The organism is Chitinophaga hostae, assembly GCF_018224885.1.
Classification (GTDB): domain Bacteria; phylum Bacteroidota; class Bacteroidia; order Chitinophagales; family Chitinophagaceae; genus Chitinophaga; species Chitinophaga hostae.
Genome location: NZ_JAGTXB010000010.1, coordinates 83,196 through 103,505 on the forward strand (window position 1 = coordinate 83,196; position 20,310 = coordinate 103,505).

At 46.8% G+C, this 20,310-nt stretch carries 20 protein-coding genes; 12 read left to right on the forward strand and 8 right to left on the reverse strand.

Annotated elements, in window-relative coordinates; translation table 11 throughout:
• The first annotated feature begins 83 nt into the window (after positions 1–83).
• The 3 genes from KE626_RS20130 (at position 84) to KE626_RS20140 (ending at position 2,515) form a co-directional block, all read left to right on the forward strand.
• The gene (locus tag KE626_RS20130; RefSeq protein ID WP_211974733.1) at positions 84–281 is read left to right on the forward strand and encodes a hypothetical protein; all 198 of its coding nucleotides are present in this window, start codon (positions 84–86) and stop codon (positions 279–281) included.
• 72 nt (positions 282–353) lie between these two features.
• The gene (locus tag KE626_RS20135) at positions 354–596 is read left to right on the forward strand and encodes a hypothetical protein (RefSeq protein WP_211974734.1); all 243 of its coding nucleotides are present in this window, start codon (positions 354–356) and stop codon (positions 594–596) included.
• 137 nt (positions 597–733) lie between these two features.
• Positions 734–2,515, forward strand: a complete 1,782-nt coding sequence (locus tag KE626_RS20140; RefSeq protein ID WP_211974735.1) for an ABC transporter ATP-binding protein — start codon at positions 734–736, stop codon at positions 2,513–2,515.
• A gap of 182 nt (positions 2,516–2,697) precedes the next feature.
• Here the strand turns inward: KE626_RS20140 and KE626_RS20145 are convergent, their stop codons facing one another.
• Both KE626_RS20145 and KE626_RS20150 read right to left on the reverse strand, forming a co-directional pair.
• Complete coding sequence (locus KE626_RS20145; RefSeq protein ID WP_211974736.1) at positions 2,698–3,177, reverse strand: acyl-CoA thioesterase; 480 nt, start codon at positions 3,175–3,177, stop codon at positions 2,698–2,700.
• Positions 3,178–3,207: 30 nt separating this feature from the next.
• A complete protein-coding gene (locus KE626_RS20150) occupies positions 3,208–5,697 on the reverse strand; it encodes a TonB-dependent receptor (protein ID WP_211974737.1) in 2,490 nt (829 codons plus the stop codon).
• A 347-nt stretch (positions 5,698–6,044) separates the two neighbouring features.
• On the opposite strand from KE626_RS20150, the gene KE626_RS20155 reads away from it, so the two are divergent.
• From KE626_RS20155 to KE626_RS20165, 3 genes are all read left to right on the forward strand, one after another.
• A complete protein-coding gene (locus tag KE626_RS20155) occupies positions 6,045–6,803 on the forward strand; it encodes a DUF695 domain-containing protein (RefSeq protein ID WP_211974738.1) in 759 nt (252 codons plus the stop codon).
• 217 nt (positions 6,804–7,020) lie between these two features.
• A complete protein-coding gene (locus KE626_RS20160) occupies positions 7,021–8,940 on the forward strand; it encodes a BamA/TamA family outer membrane protein (RefSeq protein ID WP_211974739.1) in 1,920 nt (639 codons plus the stop codon).
• Positions 8,941–8,978: 38 nt separating this feature from the next.
• The gene (locus KE626_RS20165) at positions 8,979–10,043 is read left to right on the forward strand and encodes an NAD(P)H-dependent flavin oxidoreductase (protein ID WP_211974740.1); all 1,065 of its coding nucleotides are present in this window, start codon (positions 8,979–8,981) and stop codon (positions 10,041–10,043) included.
• Here KE626_RS20165 and KE626_RS20170 read toward each other — a convergent pair.
• From KE626_RS20170 to KE626_RS20185, 4 genes are read right to left on the reverse strand one after another with little or no spacing between them, the layout of a single operon-like run.
• Positions 10,040–10,591: a putative glycolipid-binding domain-containing protein gene (locus tag KE626_RS20170; protein WP_211974741.1), complete on the reverse strand. Its 552-nt coding sequence runs from the start codon at positions 10,589–10,591 to the stop codon at positions 10,040–10,042. The two genes, KE626_RS20165 and KE626_RS20170, sit on opposite strands and share 4 nt — an antisense overlap.
• Before the next feature lie 3 nt (positions 10,592–10,594).
• Positions 10,595–12,910: an FdhF/YdeP family oxidoreductase gene (locus KE626_RS20175; RefSeq protein ID WP_211974742.1), complete on the reverse strand. Its 2,316-nt coding sequence runs from the start codon at positions 12,908–12,910 to the stop codon at positions 10,595–10,597.
• Positions 12,882–13,727: a formate dehydrogenase accessory sulfurtransferase FdhD gene (gene fdhD / locus KE626_RS20180; RefSeq protein ID WP_211974743.1), complete on the reverse strand. Its 846-nt coding sequence runs from the start codon at positions 13,725–13,727 to the stop codon at positions 12,882–12,884. The genes KE626_RS20175 and fdhD overlap by 29 nt, the downstream gene beginning before the upstream one ends.
• 8 nt (positions 13,728–13,735) lie before the next feature.
• Positions 13,736–14,746: an NADP-dependent oxidoreductase gene (locus tag KE626_RS20185; RefSeq protein WP_211974744.1), complete on the reverse strand. Its 1,011-nt coding sequence runs from the start codon at positions 14,744–14,746 to the stop codon at positions 13,736–13,738.
• A gap of 147 nt (positions 14,747–14,893) precedes the next feature.
• Here KE626_RS20185 and ypfJ point away from each other — a divergent pair, with 147 nt between their 5' ends.
• A complete protein-coding gene (ypfJ, locus tag KE626_RS20190) occupies positions 14,894–15,757 on the forward strand; it encodes a KPN_02809 family neutral zinc metallopeptidase (protein WP_211974745.1) in 864 nt (287 codons plus the stop codon).
• 135 nt (positions 15,758–15,892) lie between these two features.
• Here ypfJ and pncB read toward each other — a convergent pair whose 3' ends face one another.
• Entirely contained in the window at positions 15,893–17,059 is a 1,167-nt protein-coding gene (gene pncB, locus KE626_RS20195; protein ID WP_211974746.1) for a nicotinate phosphoribosyltransferase, read from the reverse strand.
• Positions 17,060–17,120: 61 nt separating this feature from the next.
• On the opposite strand from pncB, the gene KE626_RS20200 reads away from it, so the two are divergent.
• The 4 genes from KE626_RS20200 (at position 17,121) to KE626_RS20215 (ending at position 19,399) form a co-directional block, all read left to right on the forward strand.
• The gene (locus tag KE626_RS20200; RefSeq protein WP_211974747.1) at positions 17,121–17,516 is read left to right on the forward strand and encodes a GRAM domain-containing protein; all 396 of its coding nucleotides are present in this window, start codon (positions 17,121–17,123) and stop codon (positions 17,514–17,516) included.
• A gap of 311 nt (positions 17,517–17,827) precedes the next feature.
• Positions 17,828–18,280 carry a MarR family winged helix-turn-helix transcriptional regulator gene (locus KE626_RS20205; RefSeq protein WP_211974748.1) on the forward strand — a complete coding sequence of 151 codons (453 nt, stop codon included), beginning with the start codon at positions 17,828–17,830 and terminating at the stop codon, positions 18,278–18,280.
• 28 nt (positions 18,281–18,308) lie between these two features.
• Positions 18,309–18,752: a DinB family protein gene (locus KE626_RS20210; protein ID WP_211974749.1), complete on the forward strand. Its 444-nt coding sequence runs from the start codon at positions 18,309–18,311 to the stop codon at positions 18,750–18,752.
• A gap of 8 nt (positions 18,753–18,760) precedes the next feature.
• On the forward strand, positions 18,761–19,399 hold the full coding sequence (locus KE626_RS20215; protein ID WP_211974750.1) for a phosphatase PAP2 family protein: 639 nt from the start codon (positions 18,761–18,763) through the stop codon (positions 19,397–19,399).
• On the opposite strand, the gene KE626_RS20220 is transcribed toward KE626_RS20215, so the two are convergent.
• On the reverse strand, positions 19,388–19,909 hold the full coding sequence (locus KE626_RS20220) for a hypothetical protein (RefSeq protein WP_211974751.1): 522 nt from the start codon (positions 19,907–19,909) through the stop codon (positions 19,388–19,390). The genes KE626_RS20215 and KE626_RS20220 overlap by 12 nt on opposite strands.
• Before the next feature lie 37 nt (positions 19,910–19,946).
• Between KE626_RS20220 and KE626_RS34915 the strand changes: the two genes are divergently transcribed.
• A complete protein-coding gene (locus tag KE626_RS34915; RefSeq protein WP_283093169.1) occupies positions 19,947–20,081 on the forward strand; it encodes a hypothetical protein in 135 nt (44 codons plus the stop codon).
• Positions 20,082–20,310 lie beyond the last annotated feature (229 nt).

The following is a 20,310-nucleotide window of genomic DNA, read 5'->3' on the forward strand; positions in this document are numbered from 1 at the left end:
CGTTGGCACAATTCTTTCCTTTGAGAAAAAGTAATAAAAATTTAAACGGTTTACCGGAATACTCATCATAAATTCATCTGACAATGGAACCCTTTTTCTATAAAGCATGCGTGGTACTGTGTTTAGCAGGTATGCTCAGCCTTTTTCTATTTTCCTGCAGCGGCAGCAAAGAGGCCAGCCGGGAAGCGGATTCGGCAGCGGTGGCTATTCCCAAGGTAGACTCCACCAGCGTTATTCCCGTTGATACCACTAAAACGAAGCCCGACACAGTCCGTTTATAAACAGGCGGTTTAAGGTGTGACGCCCGTTAACTCATCTGACACTGATTTACTTCACCCTTAAACAACTGTATTATGAAAGTCACAAACATGTTAATGCTGGCGGGGCTGGGCGTACTATTACTGGCAGCATGCGGTAACGGTAATAAACCGGCAACAGATTCAACAGTTAATGCAATGGATACTGCGGGCGTAGTACCACCACCGGATACTGCTCCTGCGGCGCAAATGCCCCCCGGAGCTATTAATCCGGGAGAAGATTCCTCCCGCTATGGCACGGGAGCCGGTGATTCCTCTAAAACCGGGCCGCGTCGGTAATACGCAGCACAACGCCTCCGGTGTTTGTTTTTCCGTTATCAGGGAAACAAACACCGGAGGCGTTATCATTTTATAGCACTTTTTACAATATATTTGGATACACTTCGTCTACCTCTATTAACAAAGACTATATCCGAATGCAAAACGACATTACCGCCACATCTCCCAAACAACCCATCAAAGTGGCATCCCTTAAAAAAACATTCCGCCTGTTCCGTTATGTAAAACCTTACTGGCCTCAATTTGCGCTTGGGCTGCTTTTCCTGCTGATATCCAGTCTTGCAGGTCTTGCTTTTCCAAAACTACTGGGTAACCTGGTAGATCCCAGCAGCAGTACCAGCCTGGTTAAAGGCATGAATAAAGCAGGCGTTATGCTGATCGCTGTATTGATAGGACAATCCATTTTTTCCTTCTTTCGTATTGTATTATTTGTAAATGTAACTGAGAAAACGCTGGCTACTCTCCGGCAAACTATTTATAGTCACCTGATCCGGCTGCCGATGAAATTTTTCCTGGAAAGGAGAGTAGGAGAACTGAGCAGCCGTATTTCTTCAGATATTTCCCTGTTGCAGGAAACGTTCACCACCACCCTGGCCGAATTTATCCGGCAGATGATCATTATCGTAGGTGGCGTGGTGATATTGCTGATCACTTCCCCCCAGCTGACCGCCTTTATGCTGGCCATTTTGCCGCTGATGATGATCGTGGCGGTGGTATTCGGGAAGTTTATCCGCCGTTTTTCCAAACAGGTGCAGGAGCAGGTGGCCGCTTCTAATACGGTGGTAGAGGAAACCCTGCAGGGCATCCTGAACGTAAAGGCGTTTGCCAACGAATTCTTTGAAATAGCCCGCTATAAGCAGCGCACCAACGAAGCTGCCCGCATCGGGATGAAAGGCGGCAAGTTTCGCGGCGCCTTTTCTTCCTTTATCATTATGGGGATTTTTGGCGCGCTCGTGGCCGTGATCTGGAGAGGGGTTGCCATTGGTATGCCTACTTCCGCACTACTGTCATTTGTACTCTATTCCCTGTTTATAGGCGGCTCTATCGCAGGTTTGGCTGAGGTATACACCAATCTGCAAAAAAGCATTGGCGCTACTGAACATCTGCTGGAAATACTGGATGAACCGGCGGAAGATATCTCACCGGTTACGGCTATTGCCCCGGAAAACCACCTGGACGGACAAATCAGCTTTCGCAATGTTTCTTTTCATTATCCTTCCCGCCCGGATCTGACGATTATGAATGATGTGTCGTTTGATGTGTACGCCGATCAAAAGGTGGCATTGGTGGGGCCCAGCGGCGCTGGTAAAAGTACGATAGTATCCTTACTGTTACGGTTATACGATCCGGTGAATGGCAACATCCTGTTTGATGGCAAGGAAAGCAGCTCCTTTCCCTTATCACAGCTACGTTCCCAGATGGCAGTGGTGCCGCAGGACGTATTCCTCTTTGGCGGTACCATCGCTGAAAATATTGCTTATGGCAAACCCGGTGCTACAGTGGAAGAAATGGAGGCTGCCGCCAAACAGGCCAATGCCTGGGAATTCATACAGCGGTTTCCGTTAGGACTTGATACCGTAGTAGGAGAGCGTGGTATCCAGTTGTCCGGCGGGCAGCGGCAACGTATCGCCATCGCCAGGGCGGTGCTGAAAAATCCGCGGATACTGATACTGGACGAGGCTACCTCCGCACTCGATTCCGAATCAGAAAGGCTGGTTCAGGACGCGCTGGACAAACTGATGGAAGGGCGTACCTCCATCGTGATTGCCCACCGCCTCGCCACCGTGAGGGAGGCCGACAAGATTATTGTACTGGATAAAGGACATATCGTGGAAGAAGGCACCCACAATGAATTGATCGGACAGGACGGATTATACAGAACGCTCAGTGAGATGCAGTTTATAGCGGCTAGCAGTTAGCTTTTAGCTTTTAGCAAATGCCGCGAAGAAGGACTGTAATTCATGTGATTTAACTGATGATCCTGAAAGCGCAGACAAACGTTTAATAATAAAAGCAAAGAACCGGTTTGACGATGATCAAACCGGTTCTTTGCTTTTATCTTCGCTGCATTGGCTAAAAGCTAAAAGCTAATGGCTAAAAGCTACTCCGCCATATACGGTTTCATTTCTTCATCAATATCCTTGCGCAGGTCCATCAGTTTTTTTGCATAGCCTTCCATACTGACGTCGTTGGCGGTTTGTGGTATCCACTTGGGAACGGCAACAGTTTTGCCGGTGTCATCTACTGCTGCGAATACCATTACACAGTGGGTGGTTTTGGTTTTCTGCTGCTGCCTCGGGTTGCCTGCAAATACATCAATAGAGATGTGCATGCTGGTGTTACCGGTATAAATGATCCTGGCATCTATTTCCACCAGGTCGCCGATCGCAATAGGTTTGAAAAAGCGAATGCCCCCTACATAAACGGTAACGGCATATTGTCCGCTCCAATTGGCTGCACAGGTATAACCTGCCTGGTCAATCCATTTCATAACGGAGCCTCCGTGGACTTTGCCGCCGAAGTTTACATCCGACGGTTCTGCCAGAAACCGAAGGGTAATCGTGTGATAAATAGAATCCATAGTTGCTGTTTACTGGCAACAAATTACGAATTAAAAATTATCACCTCCGCCCATTTCTCCGTTATTGTCTTTAGACTTGTTATTTTTCCGTTTGAATAAGTTGGTGTCCATTTTTCCAAAACGCCAGGTGGCATTGAGTCTTAGCTCGCGTGTAAGCCGCTTGCGGTAGTTCTCCTGTTCTGAAAAAGGGGTAGTGGTATATGCGAGATTACGATCGGTGTTGAAAATATCATTTAATCCAAGGGAAATCGACAAGGCCTTATTTTTCAGCATGTCTTTCTTGATGGCAGCATCGGCAGACCACTTAGGTTCTCTTTCTCCCTGTGGTAAAATTTGCCTGGATTCGTATTCTGCGCTTATTTGTAAGGTCAGGTTCCAGGGCAGTTTGGTATTACTGTTTAATTTACCAAACCAGGTAAGTCCCTGGTTGGAGAGGTTATTCCCATTACTGGTAGCATCAATTTTGGTTTGCGCCAGGTTAATGTTGGTGGTCAGGTCCCAGATCTTTGTCAGCTGGCTTCTCAGGGTGAACTCTGCGCCATACGAATTTCTTGTGCTGGCATTGATAGGATAGGAAAGCAATACATGCTGTGCCTGTCCGTTCAGTTGCAGGGTGGTGTCTACATAAAAATCAGTAATGGCATTGGTGGTGTTACGATAATATAAAGACACCAGCAGGTTGTGTTTATGCGCAAAGTCTTTCAGATAAGACAGCTCAAAGGAGTTGGTGAATTCCGGCTTCAGATCAGGATTACCGGTGCTGGCACTTTGCCCGCTGTAGTCGATCGTAGGCAACAGATCCCTGAACCAGGGCCGGCGGATACGGCGGCTGTAATTTAATTGCAGCTCATGGTCACCCTTAAACTTTTGCGACAGGAAAATACTGGGAAACAGGCTTATCGGGTAACTGATTTTATAAGATGATTTTTGTCCCAGTCTTGTTTCTCCGTCGTAGTTCGACTGTTCTGCCCGCAGACCTACCTGGTAACCAAAGTTATCTTTGGCGCCGGTGTAGCTCACATAGCCTGCATTGATCTGTTCCTGGTAGTGATAATTATTGGAAAGGGCAGAGTCCAGGGTAATGCTGCCATCCGGATAATTTTTCCCGAGGGTGTTGGTGAAGTTATCGAACTTGCGGGTATTGCTGCGCAGCCCCATTTCAATTTTCGATTTTTCTGTCAGCGGCTTCACATAATCGACCTGGGCGGTGAGGTAGGTAGTGGTGCCTTCTCCACTGCCGTTCCGGAATTCCGGCTTCCTTGGGTCATAAACAGGTTTACCTGTGAGATCAAAGTATTGCAGGGAATAACCCGAGCTATTGTCTCCTTTGGCGTAGTTATAAGTAAAATCCGCGGTGAGTTCTTCTCCTTCTTTCGCAAATGTATGTTTATAGCCCAGCTGGGTAGTGTAGTTACGGAAACCATTCAGCGTATTATCCACGCCGGTTCCATAGCGCACTTTCTGTTGATGGGCATCCAGTTCGTTAACGGTTTGTTCGTTGTACCTGTTAAAATTTCCGCCGGTAATATTCTCGGAAACAGTAATCGTATTGCGGTTATCAACAAACCAGTCGAACCCGATGCGGCCGGTCTGGAATTTACGGTAAAAGTCACCGTCTTCCAGTTGTTCGGTGTAAGTAGTAGTATCAGCGCCGATATTTTTTCTATAAAGGCGGCTGGTCATAGGGGATTTTCGATTACGGATATTATAATTCAGGAAGAAGTTGAATTTCTCCTGCCGCAGGTTGAAATCAATGCCGCCATTGGTGCTGCCGAGCGAAGTAACGCCGGCATTAACAGCGCCGTTGATACCGGCCTTTTTGTTCTTTTTAAGCACAATATTCAGGATACCGCTCATGCCTTCTGCATCATATTTGGCAGAAGGGTTGGTAACCACTTCGATGTTCTGTATGGCATCTGCAGGGATCTGATCCAGTGTAAGGGTAGAAGGGCGTCCGTCAATAAAAATGGTAGGGGTACCATTGCGAACGGTTACATTACCATCAATATCCACGTTTACAGAAGGTACTTGTTTCAGTACATCAGTAGCAGTACCGCCAATACTTGACAGGTTCTTATCCACGTTGAATACTCTTTTGTCTATGGCCATGGTAAAGGCTGGTCTTTCGCCTACTACGTTTACTGCGGCCAGCGATTTTACGTTGGGTTTCAATTTAATGTTGCCTATATCGATACTTTCCGTTTTGCCAGACAGGGCAGCCGTTTTATAGATGGTTTCGTATCCGATGAAATTGATTTTGAGAATATATTTTTGAAGGGCAATATTTTCGAAGCGGAAGTCTCCGTTTGTTTTAGACAGCATCCCTGTTTGTACTGCTGAGTCAGGGCGCAGCAACGCTACAGATGCGTACTCAATAGGTTTACCGGTTTGAGCGTCGAGTAGTTTACCATATATAACACCGGTGGCGGCGGAGGCAGCTCTGCCATCGGGTTGTTGCGCCGCCGCGGTAAGACAACATAATAATAGCCAGCCTGTAAATAACGATACAATTTTTCTCATAATAGCTTCCAACAATTTATAGCCCTGTAAAATTACTTTTTATGAATGAAGAAACGCCTGTTTTTGGGATGAAAGGTGGGTTGGAACCCTTTGCAGTCCGCTGTTTTCACTACAGAATTGAGCAGAATTCTTTACAGCAGCCATTTGCGGGATATTGAAGAGAAAATACCCCAAGTGTTAATTAGTGTTAAGCCGGGTTTATATCCGGTATAACCATATGGAGGACAACGCAAAGCATACGCTAAATTTTGTGGATAAAAAAGGGGTTATTGCAAGTTTATCTTTTCCATTGTAACACATAGCAACGTATCTTTACAGCCAGCTGTTGCGTTTTTTAATTTTTTTATATGCATAAGGATTACCGACCGGACTGGGATATTTATACGTGCCATATTGAAGAAAGTCCAGCAGTAATAGGCCTTGACCTTGATCTGAGACGATTTGCGCCATTAAAGGAAAAGCCGAATGCCATATATATAACAGTGTATCTTAATCATCCACGTGAGGACGGATTCCCGCAGAATGATGAATTTGCCATCATGGGTGAAATTGAGGATAGTTTGGTAGAGCAGTTACAGACTAAGCTGGATGCACATTTTGTTGGTCGTACTTTTTCCAATGGCGTACGTGATTTTTACTTCTACGCAGGTACTACATTGCTGCATGATAAATTCATAGCGGACGCAATGATCAATTTCCCGGACTACCGTTACGATTACGGGATAAAAGAAGATAATAACTGGGAATTATATTTTGACTTTCTCTTTCCTGACGTATACGAATTTCAACGAATACAAAATCGTAAAGTATTGCGTATGCTGCAGCAACACGGCGATGTTGCCGAGAAGGAGCGTCCTATCGAGCATTGGATCCACTTCCGAACAGAAGAAGACAAAACTGTTTACTGGGAACATATTAAGGAAAATGGCTTTACACTGGCCAGAGAAGATAAAACGGATAACCCGGAATTTCCCTATAAGCTATGCATTTCACGCCCCGACAAGGCCAGCGAAGCTATTATTGACAGCGTTGTGATGAGCCTCTGGGAACTGGCGCAACAGGTAAATGCAGAATATGATGGATGGGAAACGAGTATAGTGAAATAGCTGTTAGCCATTAGCTGTTAGCTTTTAGTAAATGCAGCAAAGAACATGTAATGTTGATCTTCTCTGCATTTACTAAAAGCTAACAGCTAATGGCTAAAAGCTATTATCGTTACAGGTGATCCGTTAAATTTTGTGCAATTATCATTCCGGCAAGTACAATATTTGCGGTTGTTACAAATCCATTTTTTTTCGATATACTTGTTACCTGCTGCTAGCCTTGACGAATTATTTCAAAATATGGCCTACAATAACTGTATTATGCTGGCTGATTAGCCTGCATTGCCCCGCATTCGTATATGCAAGAGGGCAACAGTTCCCGCTTTCAGCGGATACTATCCCGCATAAGAGTGGAGGACTGTTTAAGAAAATTGGTGAATACCGGGATTCCATACGTAATAAAGAGTACCGTCAAACCCTTATAAAACGTATTACCAAGCAGGACGAACCTGCCCATTCCAACGATAACGACAGCACTATTATCAAAAGTGAGGCGTATTTTACCCCCTTTGCGGGCAAAGTGATCAGAAATATCTACTATAGAAAGGTAAAAGTATTTGGTCCCAGTAACATCAATGATACCACCTTCCATACTACCATGAAATTAATTCACCTGGCCAACCGCCTGCATTATGACTCGCGGGAATGGGTGATCAGGCAATCGTTGTTTTTCCGGGAGAATGAAATGCTGGATCCGTTTGAAATGGCGGATAATGAACGTTACCTGCGTAACCGCCCGTTTATACAGGATGCCCGTTTGTATGTAAAAAATTCCATGGGCGATTCCATAGATGTGGAGGTTGTAACCAAAGATCTGTTTGAATACGGTGCAGACCTGACACAATTCAGCGCAAAGGATATCAAAGCCAGCGTATCCAATAATGATCTTTTCGGCGCCGGCCAGGGACTCCGGGTAGGTATGCAGTGGCGCTCAGATTATTCACCTACCTGGAATACCGAAGTACGTTACACAAAATATAATGTACTGGGTAGCTTTATAGATATGAGCGTAGGCTATACCACACTGAATAACTATGCCCAGCTGGATACCAATGCCTTCGAGGGCGCCGTTTATATTAACCTGAACAGACCCCTGTACCGGAATTCCGCAAAGCTGGTAGGAGGTTTGGCATTATCGAAGAACTGGTCTATCAATATCAGGGGAGCCGTGCCTACGGAAAGCGACAGCATTTTCAGGGATTATAACTATACGGTCATAGATGGCTGGATCGGTTATAATTTTATTAATCACTATAAACACGACGGCACCATCGGCAGCAAACCGAATTTTGCGTTGCTGGCCCGGCACTATAATTTATCTTTCCAGCGAAAACCGGATCAGATAAGGTACAAGGATGATCCTGTTTACAATAACCACCGCCTGTACCTGCTCGAATTACAGGCCTACCGGATAGATTACTTTAAAGCGCACTACTTCTTTGGATTTGGCCGTACGGAAGATATTCCCCTCGGATATAATGTTGCCGCAACCAGCGGCTGGGAAAGCTGGAAAGGCCGGCGACGGCTTTATACCGGGCTGGAGGCCCAGAAATTCTGGACAACCCGGCGTTTCGGGCTTTTTAATACTACGGTGGGTTTAGGCACCTATTGGCTCAGAAAGGCTACCGAAGATGCCGTAATGCACGCCAGGATTGAGTATTACAGCCGGTTGGTGAATATCCGGAAATCCCGCTTCCGCGAGTTTCTTTATGCAGATTACCTGAACAGCCCTAATCCATTTTTCAACAAACCGCTTAACATTAATATGGACGAAGGTATCTGGGGATACCGGAACACCAAGATAAACGGCTTTCAACGGTTGAACCTGGGAGCGGAAACGGTATATTATAGTCCGCTCAAACTGCTGGGTTTCAAATTTAATTTCTTCACCGCATTACAGGCGTCGATGATCACCAATAACAACGACGATCTCCTGAGAAATCCCATGTACTTCGGAATTGGCGGTGGATTCAGGGTGCGTAATGAGAACCTCTCTCTGAATACCATTAAGGTGTCCGGTTATTATTACCCCAATGCACCGGATCCTATGAAGAAGCTGATGCTGGAAATTACCACCATCGTAGATTTCCGCTTCGATATTTCCGCTCTGAAGGCGCCTACGGTGCTGAATTTCCGATAGAGAAACTTCCGTATTTTTATATCACTAAATTGTTGGTCATGGAATGGAAGAATGAATTTACCCGTTTACTGGGCATTACCTATCCGTTGATACAAGCGCCGATGCTGGGTATTACCACGCCTGCCATGGTAGCAGCCGTCAGCAACAGCGGTGGTTTAGGATCCCTGCCCGTAGGAGGTTTGCCTCCTGAAAAAGTAACTGCATTGATCAGGGAAGTGAAAGGATTAACACAACAACCTTTCGCCGTAAATCTTTTTACTTATGAACCGGCGGCGCAGTACGACCGCAAAGTATTTGATGATATGCAGGATTTCCTGCAGTTCCTGTGCGGGGCAAACGGGTTGGCGGCGCCAACGGTAAATTTTGATGCGGTACCTTTCTATTCCTGGCGGGAACAAGTGCCGGTATTGATAGCTGCGGGTATCCGGTATGTGAGTTTTACTTTTGGCATGCCGGATCCGCAAGGATTTGCTTTACTGAAAGCGCATAATATATTTTTGATGGGAACGGCCACCAGTGTAGAAGAAGCCATTGCGCTGAAGGCCGCTGGCGCAGATGCCGTTGTTGCCCAGGGCATTGAAGCCGGCGGTCACCGCGGCTCTTTTCTGCCGGGAGCGCTACCGGTGGTAGGCACCATGGCCCTGCTGCCACAGGTGATAGATCGTGTGCGCATTCCCGTTATTGCAGCCGGTGGCATTATGGATGGGAGGGGAGTAGCCGCGGCCAGGATACTTGGCGCCGCCGCTGTTCAAACAGGCAGTATATACCTGCGGGCGCATGAAAGTGCGGCCACGCCGGCACATAAGGCTGCCCTGGCGGGTATAACGGATACGGATACACTGCTTACACGGGCATTTTCCGGCCGCTGGGCCAGGGGTGTTCGTAATACGCTGATTACGGAAGTTGAGGCATCGGGCCTTCCGATAAGTGACTATCCCTACCAGGATACGCTTACGCAATCTATCCGTAAAGTTGCGAGGGAGCTGGATAACACAGGATTTATCAATATGTGGGCAGGACAAGCCGCCGGCAAAGCCAGGGCCTGGAGTGCTGCAGATATCTTTGCAGAACTGGTACGCGAAACGGAAGCGCTGTTACACTAGTAGTAAATACGCGTAAATATTTCAGGATAATCTTTCACAATATGGTTTTCATCAAACGGCAGATCTGCCGTGAAATCCGTACTTACATTGTCATACCGGTACTCATGACTGCCTAATCGTGTATAACGCTGTTGCACTTTCTGCAGCTCAAAGTCTGGCAGATTGATGTAGAGCATATCGAGCAATTTGCTTTCATGCTCCTCGAACTGCAGTCGTTTTACCGGTAAAGTATTGGTAAAAGGAGTGAGCGAAATATCAATGTCGATGCAATTATCAAAAGCATCGATATGGTTATTGTCTTTATCAAACCAATGACCATGCAAATCGGAGGTAAGTTTTAGCTCGGTGGGTGTAAGGCCTTCTTGTCTTATGTAAAAGGAAGATACCTGCCATACCGCCGTGATAGCAATTTCATAGTGAACACAGAACGGCCGCTGCTCTCTTACACCATTGATACAACCAGATGCCAGTTTACCCTGCCCGTTGTCTTTCATCGTGAAATATTCGGTAGCGGGCCATTTCAAAGCCTGCCATATTATAGGTTGCATAGGCTATTTTTTTACATTGGAAGATTTTATTTTGATGATCACCAGTTTGGAGGTAGGCGTATTACTTTTATCGGCTACGCTGTCAACCGGTACCAACACATTTGTTTCCGGAAAATAGGTAGCTGTACATTTTTCCGGTATTGAGTAGGATACAATAATGAAGCCGTAAGCTACCCGTTCCGTTTGCCCGTGATAGTTATGAAGATTCACCACATCACCCGGATGGAATCCGGCAGCGGCAATATCCCCCGGATGCATGAAGATGACCCTTCTTTCATGATATACGCCCCGATAGCGGTCGTCCAGTCCATAGATGGTGGTATTGAACTGGTCGTGACTGCGGATAGTCATCATCATGTATTCATCAATAGCCAGGGGCGTACGTAATACTTCCGCCACATTGAACTGAGCTTTTCCGATGCTGGTGTTAAACCTTCCTTCCCTGGCGCCATTTGGGAGATAGAAACCTCCCGGATGCCTTACTCTTTTGTTATAATCATCGAAGCCGGGAATTACTTTTTCTATCGCATCGCGGATATGATCATAGTGCAACGCATATGATTGCCAGGGCACGGTGGATGCTTTCCCGAACAGGGCAGCGGCCAGTTCGCACACAATTACCGGCTCGCTTTTCATCAACGCGGATATCGGTTGCAGGTTACCTTTCGACATCTGCACCACCCCCATGGAGTTTTCACAGGTAACAAACTGTTGTTCGTTTTGCTGTATGTCTTTATCACTGCGTCCCAGGGCGGGGAGTATGAGCGCTTCTTTGCCATGCACAATATGGCTGCGGTTTAACTTCGTGGAGATGTGTACGGTAAGATCGCAATTGCGCAAGGCCTGTGCGGTATACACGGTATCTGGCGTGGCCGACAGGAAGTTGCCGCCCATGGCAATAAATACTTTGGCCTCCCCGCGATGCATAGCGTGAATGGCATTCACTACATCATGCCCATGTTTCATGGGGGGCTGAAATCCATATACGCTCCTGATTTTTTCCAGGAAAGCGGCTGACGGGCGTTCGAATATACCCATGGTACGATCTCCCTGCACATTACTATGGCCGCGCACCGGGCAGGTGCCTGCTCCGGGCTTGCCTATACTGCCTTTCAGCAGTAACAGGTTCACTACTTCCCGGATGGTGTCCACAGCATTTTTATGTTGGGTAAGTCCCATGGCCCAGCAGGCAACAATCTTCTTTTTATGAAAGAGCACACCCGCGGTTTCGGCTATCAGCTCCGGTGCTATGCCGGTATCCTGTATCAGCTGCGACAGTTGCTGCGTTTTCAGATGGGCGATATACTGTTCATACCCTGCTGTATTGTCAGCAATAAAGGCCTTGTCAAAAACAGTTCCGGGATTACGTTCTTCTTCCTGTAATAACAGTATTGACAAGGCTTTGAGCAGGGCCATGTCTCCGTTAATTTTTACCTGCAGGAAAATATCTGTGAGCTGTGTTTTTATTTGCAGTATGCCTTTTACGGTTTGCGGGTTTAAGAAATTGAGCAAACCTGTTTCAGGCAGGGGATTTACAGAAATGATGGTGGCGCCGTTGGCTTTAGCTTTCTGGAGGGCAGTGAGCATGCGCGGGTGATTGGTACCCGGGTTTTGCCCCAGGATAATAATCACTTCTGCTTCATGAATATCCTCCAGTGTTACAGAGCCTTTGCCAATCCCTAATGCTTCTCCCAGTGCAACACCGCTGGATTCGTGGCACATATTGGAACAGTCGGGCAGGTTATTGGTGCCATACTCCCTCACCAGGAGCTGGTAGAGGAAGGCAGCTTCATTACTGGTTCTGCCGGAAGTATAAAAAATAGCTTCATCGGGCAACGATAGCTGGCGCAGATGCTTTGCCATCAGCCCGTACGCATCTTCCCAGGAGATGGGCGTATAATGGGTAGCCTCCGGCGCGAGATACATCGGTTGTGCGATCCTCCCTTTTTTGCCTATTTCATAATCGGTTAACAGCCCAAGATCAGCAATGCTGTGTTGTGCGAAAAATTCAGGGGTTAGTTTTTTGGTAGTTGCTTCTTCTGCAATGGCTTTTGCACCATTTTCGCAGTATTCTGCTACCCCCGAGCGTTCATCATCCGGGTCGGGCCAGGCGCAGCCGGGGCAGTCAAAACCATCTTTCTGATTAAGCTCCAGCAGCGCTTTCATACCACGAAAGGCATTCATTTCTTCGAGTATGTGCCGCATGCTGGATACGACTGCGGGAATACCTGCGGCCACTACTTTGGGTGGTCCCAGCCTGATACCGGTAAACCGTACCGGGTTTTCCGCGCTATCTGTGTTGGGTGATATTGTTGGCATCAATTCTTTCTGCACCGCTGTATATATTAAAACGTTTTTCTTTCAGGAAACCTACCAGGGTAATATTCCATTCGGCGGCCATTTTTACTGCCCTGCCCGAAGGAGCGCCGATAGCTGCAATCAGTGAAATATTGGCCATGGCGGCTTTTTGGATCAATTCAAACCCGGCACGCCCGCTCAACAGTAATCCGCAGTGTTGAAGCGGCATTAGTTGCTTGGCCATGGCAGCGCCGATGATTTTGTCGACCGCGTTATGGCGGCCTATGTCTTCGCGCAGCAGTAACAGTGTACCGTTACCGTCAAAAAGGGCGGCTGCATGCAAGCCTCCGGTGGCATCAAAGAGGTCCTGCCGCTTTCGTAACAGGTCCGGAAGACCAAATAACATATCGGCTGGAAACCGGAAGGTATTGTTGATAACGGAAACGCCTGTATGAATAGCAGCAATGTCTGCTTTGCCACAAACGCCACAGGCAGCAGTGGCGGTAAAATTACGGGTAGTATTGCCTAATTGCGCCACGGCTGATGGCTTCAGGTGTACGGTAGCTATATGGTCTTCTCTATCTTCCGATAAAATTATTTCCTGTATATCGGGTTGACCGGAAATAATTCCTTCGGTAAATAAAAAGCCGGCAGCCAGCTCACTATCTTCGCCAGGAGTCCGCATGGTAACAGATATGTTTTGCTGGCGGCGGTTGTGGGAAGGTCCATGTACCAACCTGATTTCAAGAGGCTCTTCGGCCGCCAGGATATCACTGGTGTCGGTGATACTCTCCGCAGCTACTTTTCTGACGCGGGTATGAACAACTGGATTTGTCATACTCAAAATTACACTTTCACCACCATCTTACCACTGTTTCTGCCGGAAAATAATCCGAGTAAAGCTTCCGGTAAATGATCGAATCCTTCTTCCACGGTTTCCGTGTATTTTATTTTACCGGCTTTTACCCATTCGGATAGTTGTTTGATGCCTTCTCCGAAGCGGTTGGCATAGTTACCGATAATAAATCCCTGCATCAATACGCTGCGGGTAACCATTAGGGGCTGGATACGGGGGCCCACCGGTACTTCGGTGGTGTTATACAGCGCGATCTGGCCGCAGAGCGGTACCCGTGCGAAAAAGTTGAGATGTTTGATGACCGCATCGGATATTTCACCGCCAACGTTGTCGAAGTAGATGTCGACCCCGTTCGGACACGCGGCGGCTATGGCAGCGCCAATATTTGAATGGCCTTTATAGTCAATAGCGGCGTCGAAGCCAAAGGTGTCTGTCAGCATTTTTATTTTCTCTGAGCCTCCGGCGATACCAACAGCGCGGCATCCCATGATTTTGGCGATCTGACCTACCACAATGCCAACAGCGCCGGCGGCGCCGGACACCACTACCGTTTCTCCGGCTTTTGGCTTGCCAATGTCTGCCATGCCAAAATAGGCGGTCAGTCCCGGTACACCGAGCAGGCCAAGGTAATAGGTGAGGGGAATGCTGCCATCTATTTTCCGGAGATGATCACCGGTAAAAATGGCCGCCGTTGCCCAGGGCAGAAAAGGGCGGGGACCACTGCTCATTACTTTATCGCCCGCCTGGTACCTGTCGTCCCTGCTCTCTGCTACTTCGGCCACGCCGCTGCTTTCAATGGGTTCACCCACCTGGAAGGGCGGAATGTAGGATTTGGCATCGTTCATACGGCCACGCATATACGGATCTACAGAAAAGTAGAGCGGCTTTACCATTACCTCGCCCGGCATCAGTTCCGGAAGGGCCGTTTCTACTGTTTTAAAATTGTTGGCATCCGGCAACCCTTGGGGGCGGTTGGCCAGCAGGATCTGTTTTATTTTCATACACCATGGTATTTATAAAATAAAGAAACGCAATGATTTATTAACAGGCAAAAAATGCTTTTGTTTAAGAAAGGGAAAACTGGGTGAATACATATGAAAAATGTACATTCGGGTAAGAAACTTCACCAATTAAATTAAAAATCTACTATGCGTCTTGATGATGAAGAAATGAGCGACAACGTCGAGAAACGTACCGGTGGCGGCATGCGCAACATTGGTATCGGTGGTGGTATTGGCGGCATTATTATTATAGTGCTGGCATTGCTCTTTAAACAGGACCCGCAACAGGTAATGCAGGCGGTGCAACAGGGACAGGGTTCCGGACAGGGGCAGGAAACAGCGGAGAAACTGACGAAAGAGAATGCGTCTCCTTTTGAGATCATGTCTGCCAAAGTGTTACGCAGTACAGAACGGGTCTGGAAGCAGGAGTTCCAGCAAAAGAACAAAAACTACGAAATACCCCGGATGGTGTCTTTTCAGAAAGGTACTGAATCGGGCTGTGGTTTTGCCGAATCGGCAATGGGCCCGTTTTATTGTCCGGCAGATCACCGGGTATACCTGGATGTCTCGTTTTTTGATGAACTGGAGCAGCAATTCGGGGTGAAAGGCGATTTTGCCAAAGCCTATGTGATCGCACACGAGGTGGGCCATCACGTACAGAACCTGCTGGGCATCAGCGGAAGAATGCAGGCCATGCGTTCCCGCATGAGCGAAAAGGAATATAATAAGTTGTCGGTGATGCTGGAACTGCAAGCCGATTTCCTGGCCGGCGTATGGGCTAACCAGGCCAATAAAATCAGACCCTTCCTGGATCCGGGAGATATTGAATCAGGGCTGAATGCTGCCAGCGCCGTAGGAGACGACCGGTTGCAACAGGCCAGTACAGGGCAGGTAGTACCGGATGCTTTTACCCACGGTACTTCTGCACAACGGATGTTCTGGTTTAAAAAAGGATTTGAATCCGGGGATGTTTCCCAGGGTGATACCGGTATAGGACTGGGATCGTGGTAAGCTAAAGGCTAAAGGCATAAAGCATAAAGCTATCGAAGCGAATACTGACGGAAATACTATATCCGTTAATATTCGCTTCGATAGCTTTTTGCTTTTTGCTTTTTGCTTTTTGCTTTCTGCTTTCTGCTTTCTGCTTTACGCTTTCAGCGTTTCAATTGCCTGTTCAATCATTTTCGGATCCCCGGTATATTTCCCGTTCACATCAGATAGCTTCACTACGGGCGTCCACCTGGGCGCGTCTTCCGGCAATGCCTCATACATTTTAATTACAATATTCAGGGCCGGTAATCCTACGTCGTTGGTAAAATTGGTACCGATGCCAAACGACATCCCGATTTTGCCCCGGCAGTAACCGGCGATATGGGCTACTTTTTCATAGTCCAGGCCGTCGGAGAAAATAATGGTTTTGGTAAGCGGATCTACGCCTTTGCCCTTATAGTGAGTGATGGTACGATCAGCGAAAAGGATAGGATCTCCGCTGTCGTGCCGCACGCCGTCAAACAGCTTCGCAAACTTTTTATCAAACTGTTCAAAGAAAACAGGAGTCGTATAGGTGTCTGATAAGGCTATTCCCAGGTCGCCGCGATATACCTGGACCCAGTTTTCCAGCCCTAACAGGTTGGCCATTTTAAAGCCGTATTTGGCTGCATGGAACATAAACCATTCGTGGGCATGCGTGCCTACCGGTTTTACACCATTGCGCATGGCCAGGTGAACATTGCTGCTGCCTATAAAACAACCTTCGCCATATTCCCGGAGGTTTTTTACCACCAGGCCATGCACTGCCAGCGAGTGCCGGCGCCGGGTACCGAAATCTGCAATGGTGATACCCATCTCTTTATATTTCTCTATTTTATCCCGGGTAATACGGATCACCTCTTCGTCCGCTACCCGTTGCTGGCCCGTGAGCTGATAGTACAATTCACAGATCAGCGACATCAGCGGTACCTCCCATAGTATGGTGCGATACCAGTAGCCATCAGCATGTACCTCCAGTTCACCGCCATGTTGTGCAATATGGACCTCAGCCGGATTATACCGGTAACCGTGCAAAAAATCGAGGTAGGTAGGATCGAGGTAGGGGCAGGTTACAGCAAGGAATTGTTTTTCTTCAGGGCTTAGCTGCAGATATTGCATGTCATTTACCGCAGCGCGTAAAGCCTCAGCAAAACCAGGAGGGAAAACATGCTTGCCCCGGTTAATGAAGGTATAACGGGCACGCGCCTTCGGAAACAGTTTGATGACGCCATGCTGCATGGTAAATTTATAGAAATCGTTATCGAGGATCGAGGTCAGGATCATTATTTGCTGTTTAGATTCACAATAAAATTATACTTTTGCGGATAACCATATGTTAGTTACCATGAAAGAGATTAAAGTAAAATGGCCCCTTAACCCGCAGGAAACCGTATTGTACAAGGCAAACGCTGTTTATATCAAAAGCAAGTTCCAGGCAAAACAAGGCGCTGTGTATATTACCAGCGAAAGGATTGTATTTGAAACGAAGCCCATGCTGATGTTTTTATTATTTGGTGTTATTGGCTGGTTACTCGCGAGGAACAAAAAGACCAATGAATTTCAGTTAGCCGATATTACAAATTTTCAGAGAACAAAACATGGATTGAATAAAAAAGTGGCAGAATTTGAATTGATTGATGGCAGCAAGTATCGCTTCGGGGTTGCCGGTAAGTGGGAAGATTTTGATCTCGCTTATCAGAAAGCCATATTGGATGTTCAGCCGCTTTTTAGTGTGAAATAGCTGTCAGCGCTTCCTATCAAAATGTTAGTAATAGTCCGCATTCCTATCGTGTCGTTCACGTATAGCATGCGGACATTTTTTTGATACTTGTTTTCCCAATAATCCTCTCTATCCTGCTCGTTTCCATCCTCACTATTCCGGCGGGCATCGCTGCTATGATTGTTAGTCATCCTGTTGAATTATGATCTTTAAACAAAAAACCGTTTATTTATGTTTAGAGTGGCATCAATACCTGAGATATTTGTTGCTGGCGCAACTGGTTTTTATTTTGTATGCTCCGTACAGCGTATTGTTTAATCCTTAACCATATTATGGCGAAACCTGATATCAGTGCGAAACTGCGCATGAACATTGCGAGCGCAGTTGTTAGAACTCATACTGCTTACCGGCTGCGGTTATTGAATGTATTTATGCAGGCCGGCCTCGACATTACCCCCGATATGTATTTTATTCTGCGTTACCTCTGGGGAGAACAGGATGGTACCCGGCAACAGGAACTGGCCGACAAAACAGGCAAGGACAAAGCCAGTCTCACGAAGCTACTTGATAACCTGGAGAAGCGTAACCTGGTAAAACGCACCGCCGATGAAACAGACAGGCGCAGTAAAAGGGTATGGCTGACCAGCACAGGCAAAAAGCTAAAGGAAAAAGTATATCCGTTGGCGTTATCGGTAGTGGAACTGGCGGAAAGAGGGTTGACAAAAAATGATCTGCAGCAGGCGCAGGGAGTATTGGAAACAATTTACAATAATATTAAAAGATGATCCCCCGGGCTTTTCCTATCTTTAGCATATGCTTACCAGTATACTGATCAACTTATTTGAACGGGATCTCAGCAAACTTGAACAGGAGATCGCCGCATACGAAACACCGGAAGGGATATGGCGGGTGCCAGCCGGAATCAGCAATAGTGCAGGGAACCTGTGTCTCCACCTGTGCGGTAACCTGCAACATTTTGTAGGTGCGGTATTGGGCCAAACCGGCTATGTCCGGAACAGGGAGCTGGAATTCAGCGCCCGGAATGTGCCAACGGAAGACCTGCTTGTGCTGGTGAGCAGCACAAGACGTATCATCCTGACTGTTATAGCGGCACTAACGGCAGACGACCTGGAAAAGACCTATCCCGAAAAAGTTTTTTCAGGTACCATGAGTACCGGCCACTTCCTGGTGCATCTGAGCACGCATCTTAATTATCATCTCGGCCAAATTAACTATCATCGCCGTTTAACCCAGTAGTGTATTTCATGAGTGCTTTTTTTCAAAAGTTTATCACCGTTTACCGGCAGCTGAAATATTTTATATGGCCTTATGCCTTCATCGTGTTAGGGGTATTGATTACCCGGTTGTGTGTTACAAGAACAACCGTCTATTTTTTTATTAATGGACTCCATACGTCAACAGGCGATTTCGTGTTTCCCTATATTACCGAGTTGGGAAGCACTTCGGCAGCTGTATTGATTTCCCTGTTGCTGTTACTGTTCCGTAAGCGTATGGGTGCTGTAATGGCAACCGCCTATATCTTTACCGCCACCATCAGTTTCACATTAAAAGCATTGGTAGGGTTTCCCCGCCCGCATCGCTTTTTTTCCGAACGCCTGCACGATATCTATTTTGTACCCGGGGTAGTAGTACTCGATAATTTCAGAAGTTTTCCTTCCGGTCACAGCGTATGCGCATTTACGGCGGCTACTGTATTGGCATACTATACCAGGAACAAGGTCTGGTCCCTGGTATATCTTGCGCTGGCTTTGCTGGTGGCTTATTCCCGCATGTACATGAGCCAGCACTTCCTGGAAGATGTAACTGCCGGATCGTTGCTGGGAGTATTTTTTTCGATGGTGTGGCTGAGTTTTTTCGGCCGTAACGGATCATCAGGACAATAGATCTTTTTTCTGTTCCATTTCCTGTATCAGGGAATCCTGGTGCTGCTTCAGCATATCGTTGTATAACCGGGCCGGTGCGATTTGCTCAGGGACTTTTTCCTTATGCCATACCGGTGTGGGTATGTATCTGGCCCAAAGTATTTCATAACCGATATAGATCTGGTATTTACCTTCCCGTACATTATCCGTGTGCCCCAGTCGTCTTTCTTCGCCCGGAGCAAGGTTTTCAATTAAACGTGCCTGGTGGGTGGTGCCCATAGCAGTGGTAATAACCTGGTCAATCGCTACGGTCATGTACCTTTTATCGGACAGATTTCTAACGCTGCGCAGGTATTTGGATACGCTGAAAACACTATTGGATACACCTACGATTCTGACGGCATAGATGGCGTCTTCTCCTGCGATAGGCTTTAATTTCTTTTCCTTGAAATAGGTGCTGCGGAAGCTTTGGGTTCTGAAATAGATATACCACATCATGAAAAAGAAGAAAATGATTACCGGAACGTACATATTATTGGCTTTTGAGGACGGGATTTGTAAACTAAACATGGCGTACTTACCTTACATCGATACAGATGGCCAGCGGGATTTTCATTATTATTTTGATCGTGCTAAAATAGGGTACTTCTTTTGGGCTATTGTAAATACCGTGTTAACGGAAGTAAGATTATTTTACCTCTAAACCGGCATTTAATATAAAAATGAGTATTTTTTTTCATGTTAACAATTAAATGACAAAATTTCTCGGCAGAAACCCGCAACTTTGCCACATTGCCAAAAACAGGTGTTTATAACCATGTCAACTTTAGGGGTTAACCCCCAAATAATCTTATCTTAATAATTTCAACTTTTTTTTAATACATGATTAGCTGATTTCCGGCAACTATTCTGTTGGCTGAAACCTGATATGG

What these genes read in the sequence shown, in the direction of transcription:
- KE626_RS20130 (WP_211974733.1), top strand. Translation starts at nt 84, where the DNA reads ATGGAACCCTTTTTCTATAAAGCATGCGTGGTACTGTGTTTAGCAGGT.
- KE626_RS20135 (WP_211974734.1), top strand. Translation starts at nt 354, where the DNA reads ATGAAAGTCACAAACATGTTAATGCTGGCGGGGCTGGGCGTACTATTA.
- KE626_RS20140 (WP_211974735.1), top strand. Translation starts at nt 734, where the DNA reads ATGCAAAACGACATTACCGCCACATCTCCCAAACAACCCATCAAAGTG.
- KE626_RS20145 (WP_211974736.1), bottom strand. Translation starts at nt 3,177, where the DNA reads ATGGATTCTATTTATCACACGATTACCCTTCGGTTTCTGGCAGAACCG.
- KE626_RS20150 (WP_211974737.1), bottom strand. Translation starts at nt 5,697, where the DNA reads ATGAGAAAAATTGTATCGTTATTTACAGGCTGGCTATTATTATGTTGT.
- KE626_RS20155 (WP_211974738.1), top strand. Translation starts at nt 6,045, where the DNA reads ATGCATAAGGATTACCGACCGGACTGGGATATTTATACGTGCCATATT.
- KE626_RS20165 (WP_211974740.1), top strand. Translation starts at nt 8,979, where the DNA reads ATGGAATGGAAGAATGAATTTACCCGTTTACTGGGCATTACCTATCCG.
- KE626_RS20170 (WP_211974741.1), bottom strand. Translation starts at nt 10,591, where the DNA reads ATGCAACCTATAATATGGCAGGCTTTGAAATGGCCCGCTACCGAATAT.
- KE626_RS20175 (WP_211974742.1), bottom strand. Translation starts at nt 12,910, where the DNA reads ATGCCAACAATATCACCCAACACAGATAGCGCGGAAAACCCGGTACGG.
- fdhD (WP_211974743.1), bottom strand. Translation starts at nt 13,727, where the DNA reads ATGACAAATCCAGTTGTTCATACCCGCGTCAGAAAAGTAGCTGCGGAG.
- KE626_RS20185 (WP_211974744.1), bottom strand. Translation starts at nt 14,746, where the DNA reads ATGAAAATAAAACAGATCCTGCTGGCCAACCGCCCCCAAGGGTTGCCG.
- ypfJ (WP_211974745.1), top strand. Translation starts at nt 14,894, where the DNA reads ATGCGTCTTGATGATGAAGAAATGAGCGACAACGTCGAGAAACGTACC.
- pncB (WP_211974746.1), bottom strand. Translation starts at nt 17,059, where the DNA reads ATGATCCTGACCTCGATCCTCGATAACGATTTCTATAAATTTACCATG.
- KE626_RS20200 (WP_211974747.1), top strand. Translation starts at nt 17,121, where the DNA reads ATGAAAGAGATTAAAGTAAAATGGCCCCTTAACCCGCAGGAAACCGTA.
- KE626_RS20205 (WP_211974748.1), top strand. Translation starts at nt 17,828, where the DNA reads ATGGCGAAACCTGATATCAGTGCGAAACTGCGCATGAACATTGCGAGC.
- KE626_RS20210 (WP_211974749.1), top strand. Translation starts at nt 18,309, where the DNA reads ATGCTTACCAGTATACTGATCAACTTATTTGAACGGGATCTCAGCAAA.
- KE626_RS20215 (WP_211974750.1), top strand. Translation starts at nt 18,761, where the DNA reads ATGAGTGCTTTTTTTCAAAAGTTTATCACCGTTTACCGGCAGCTGAAA.
- KE626_RS20220 (WP_211974751.1), bottom strand. Translation starts at nt 19,909, where the DNA reads ATGTACGTTCCGGTAATCATTTTCTTCTTTTTCATGATGTGGTATATC.
- KE626_RS34915 (WP_283093169.1), top strand. Translation starts at nt 19,947, where the DNA reads ATGGCGTACTTACCTTACATCGATACAGATGGCCAGCGGGATTTTCAT.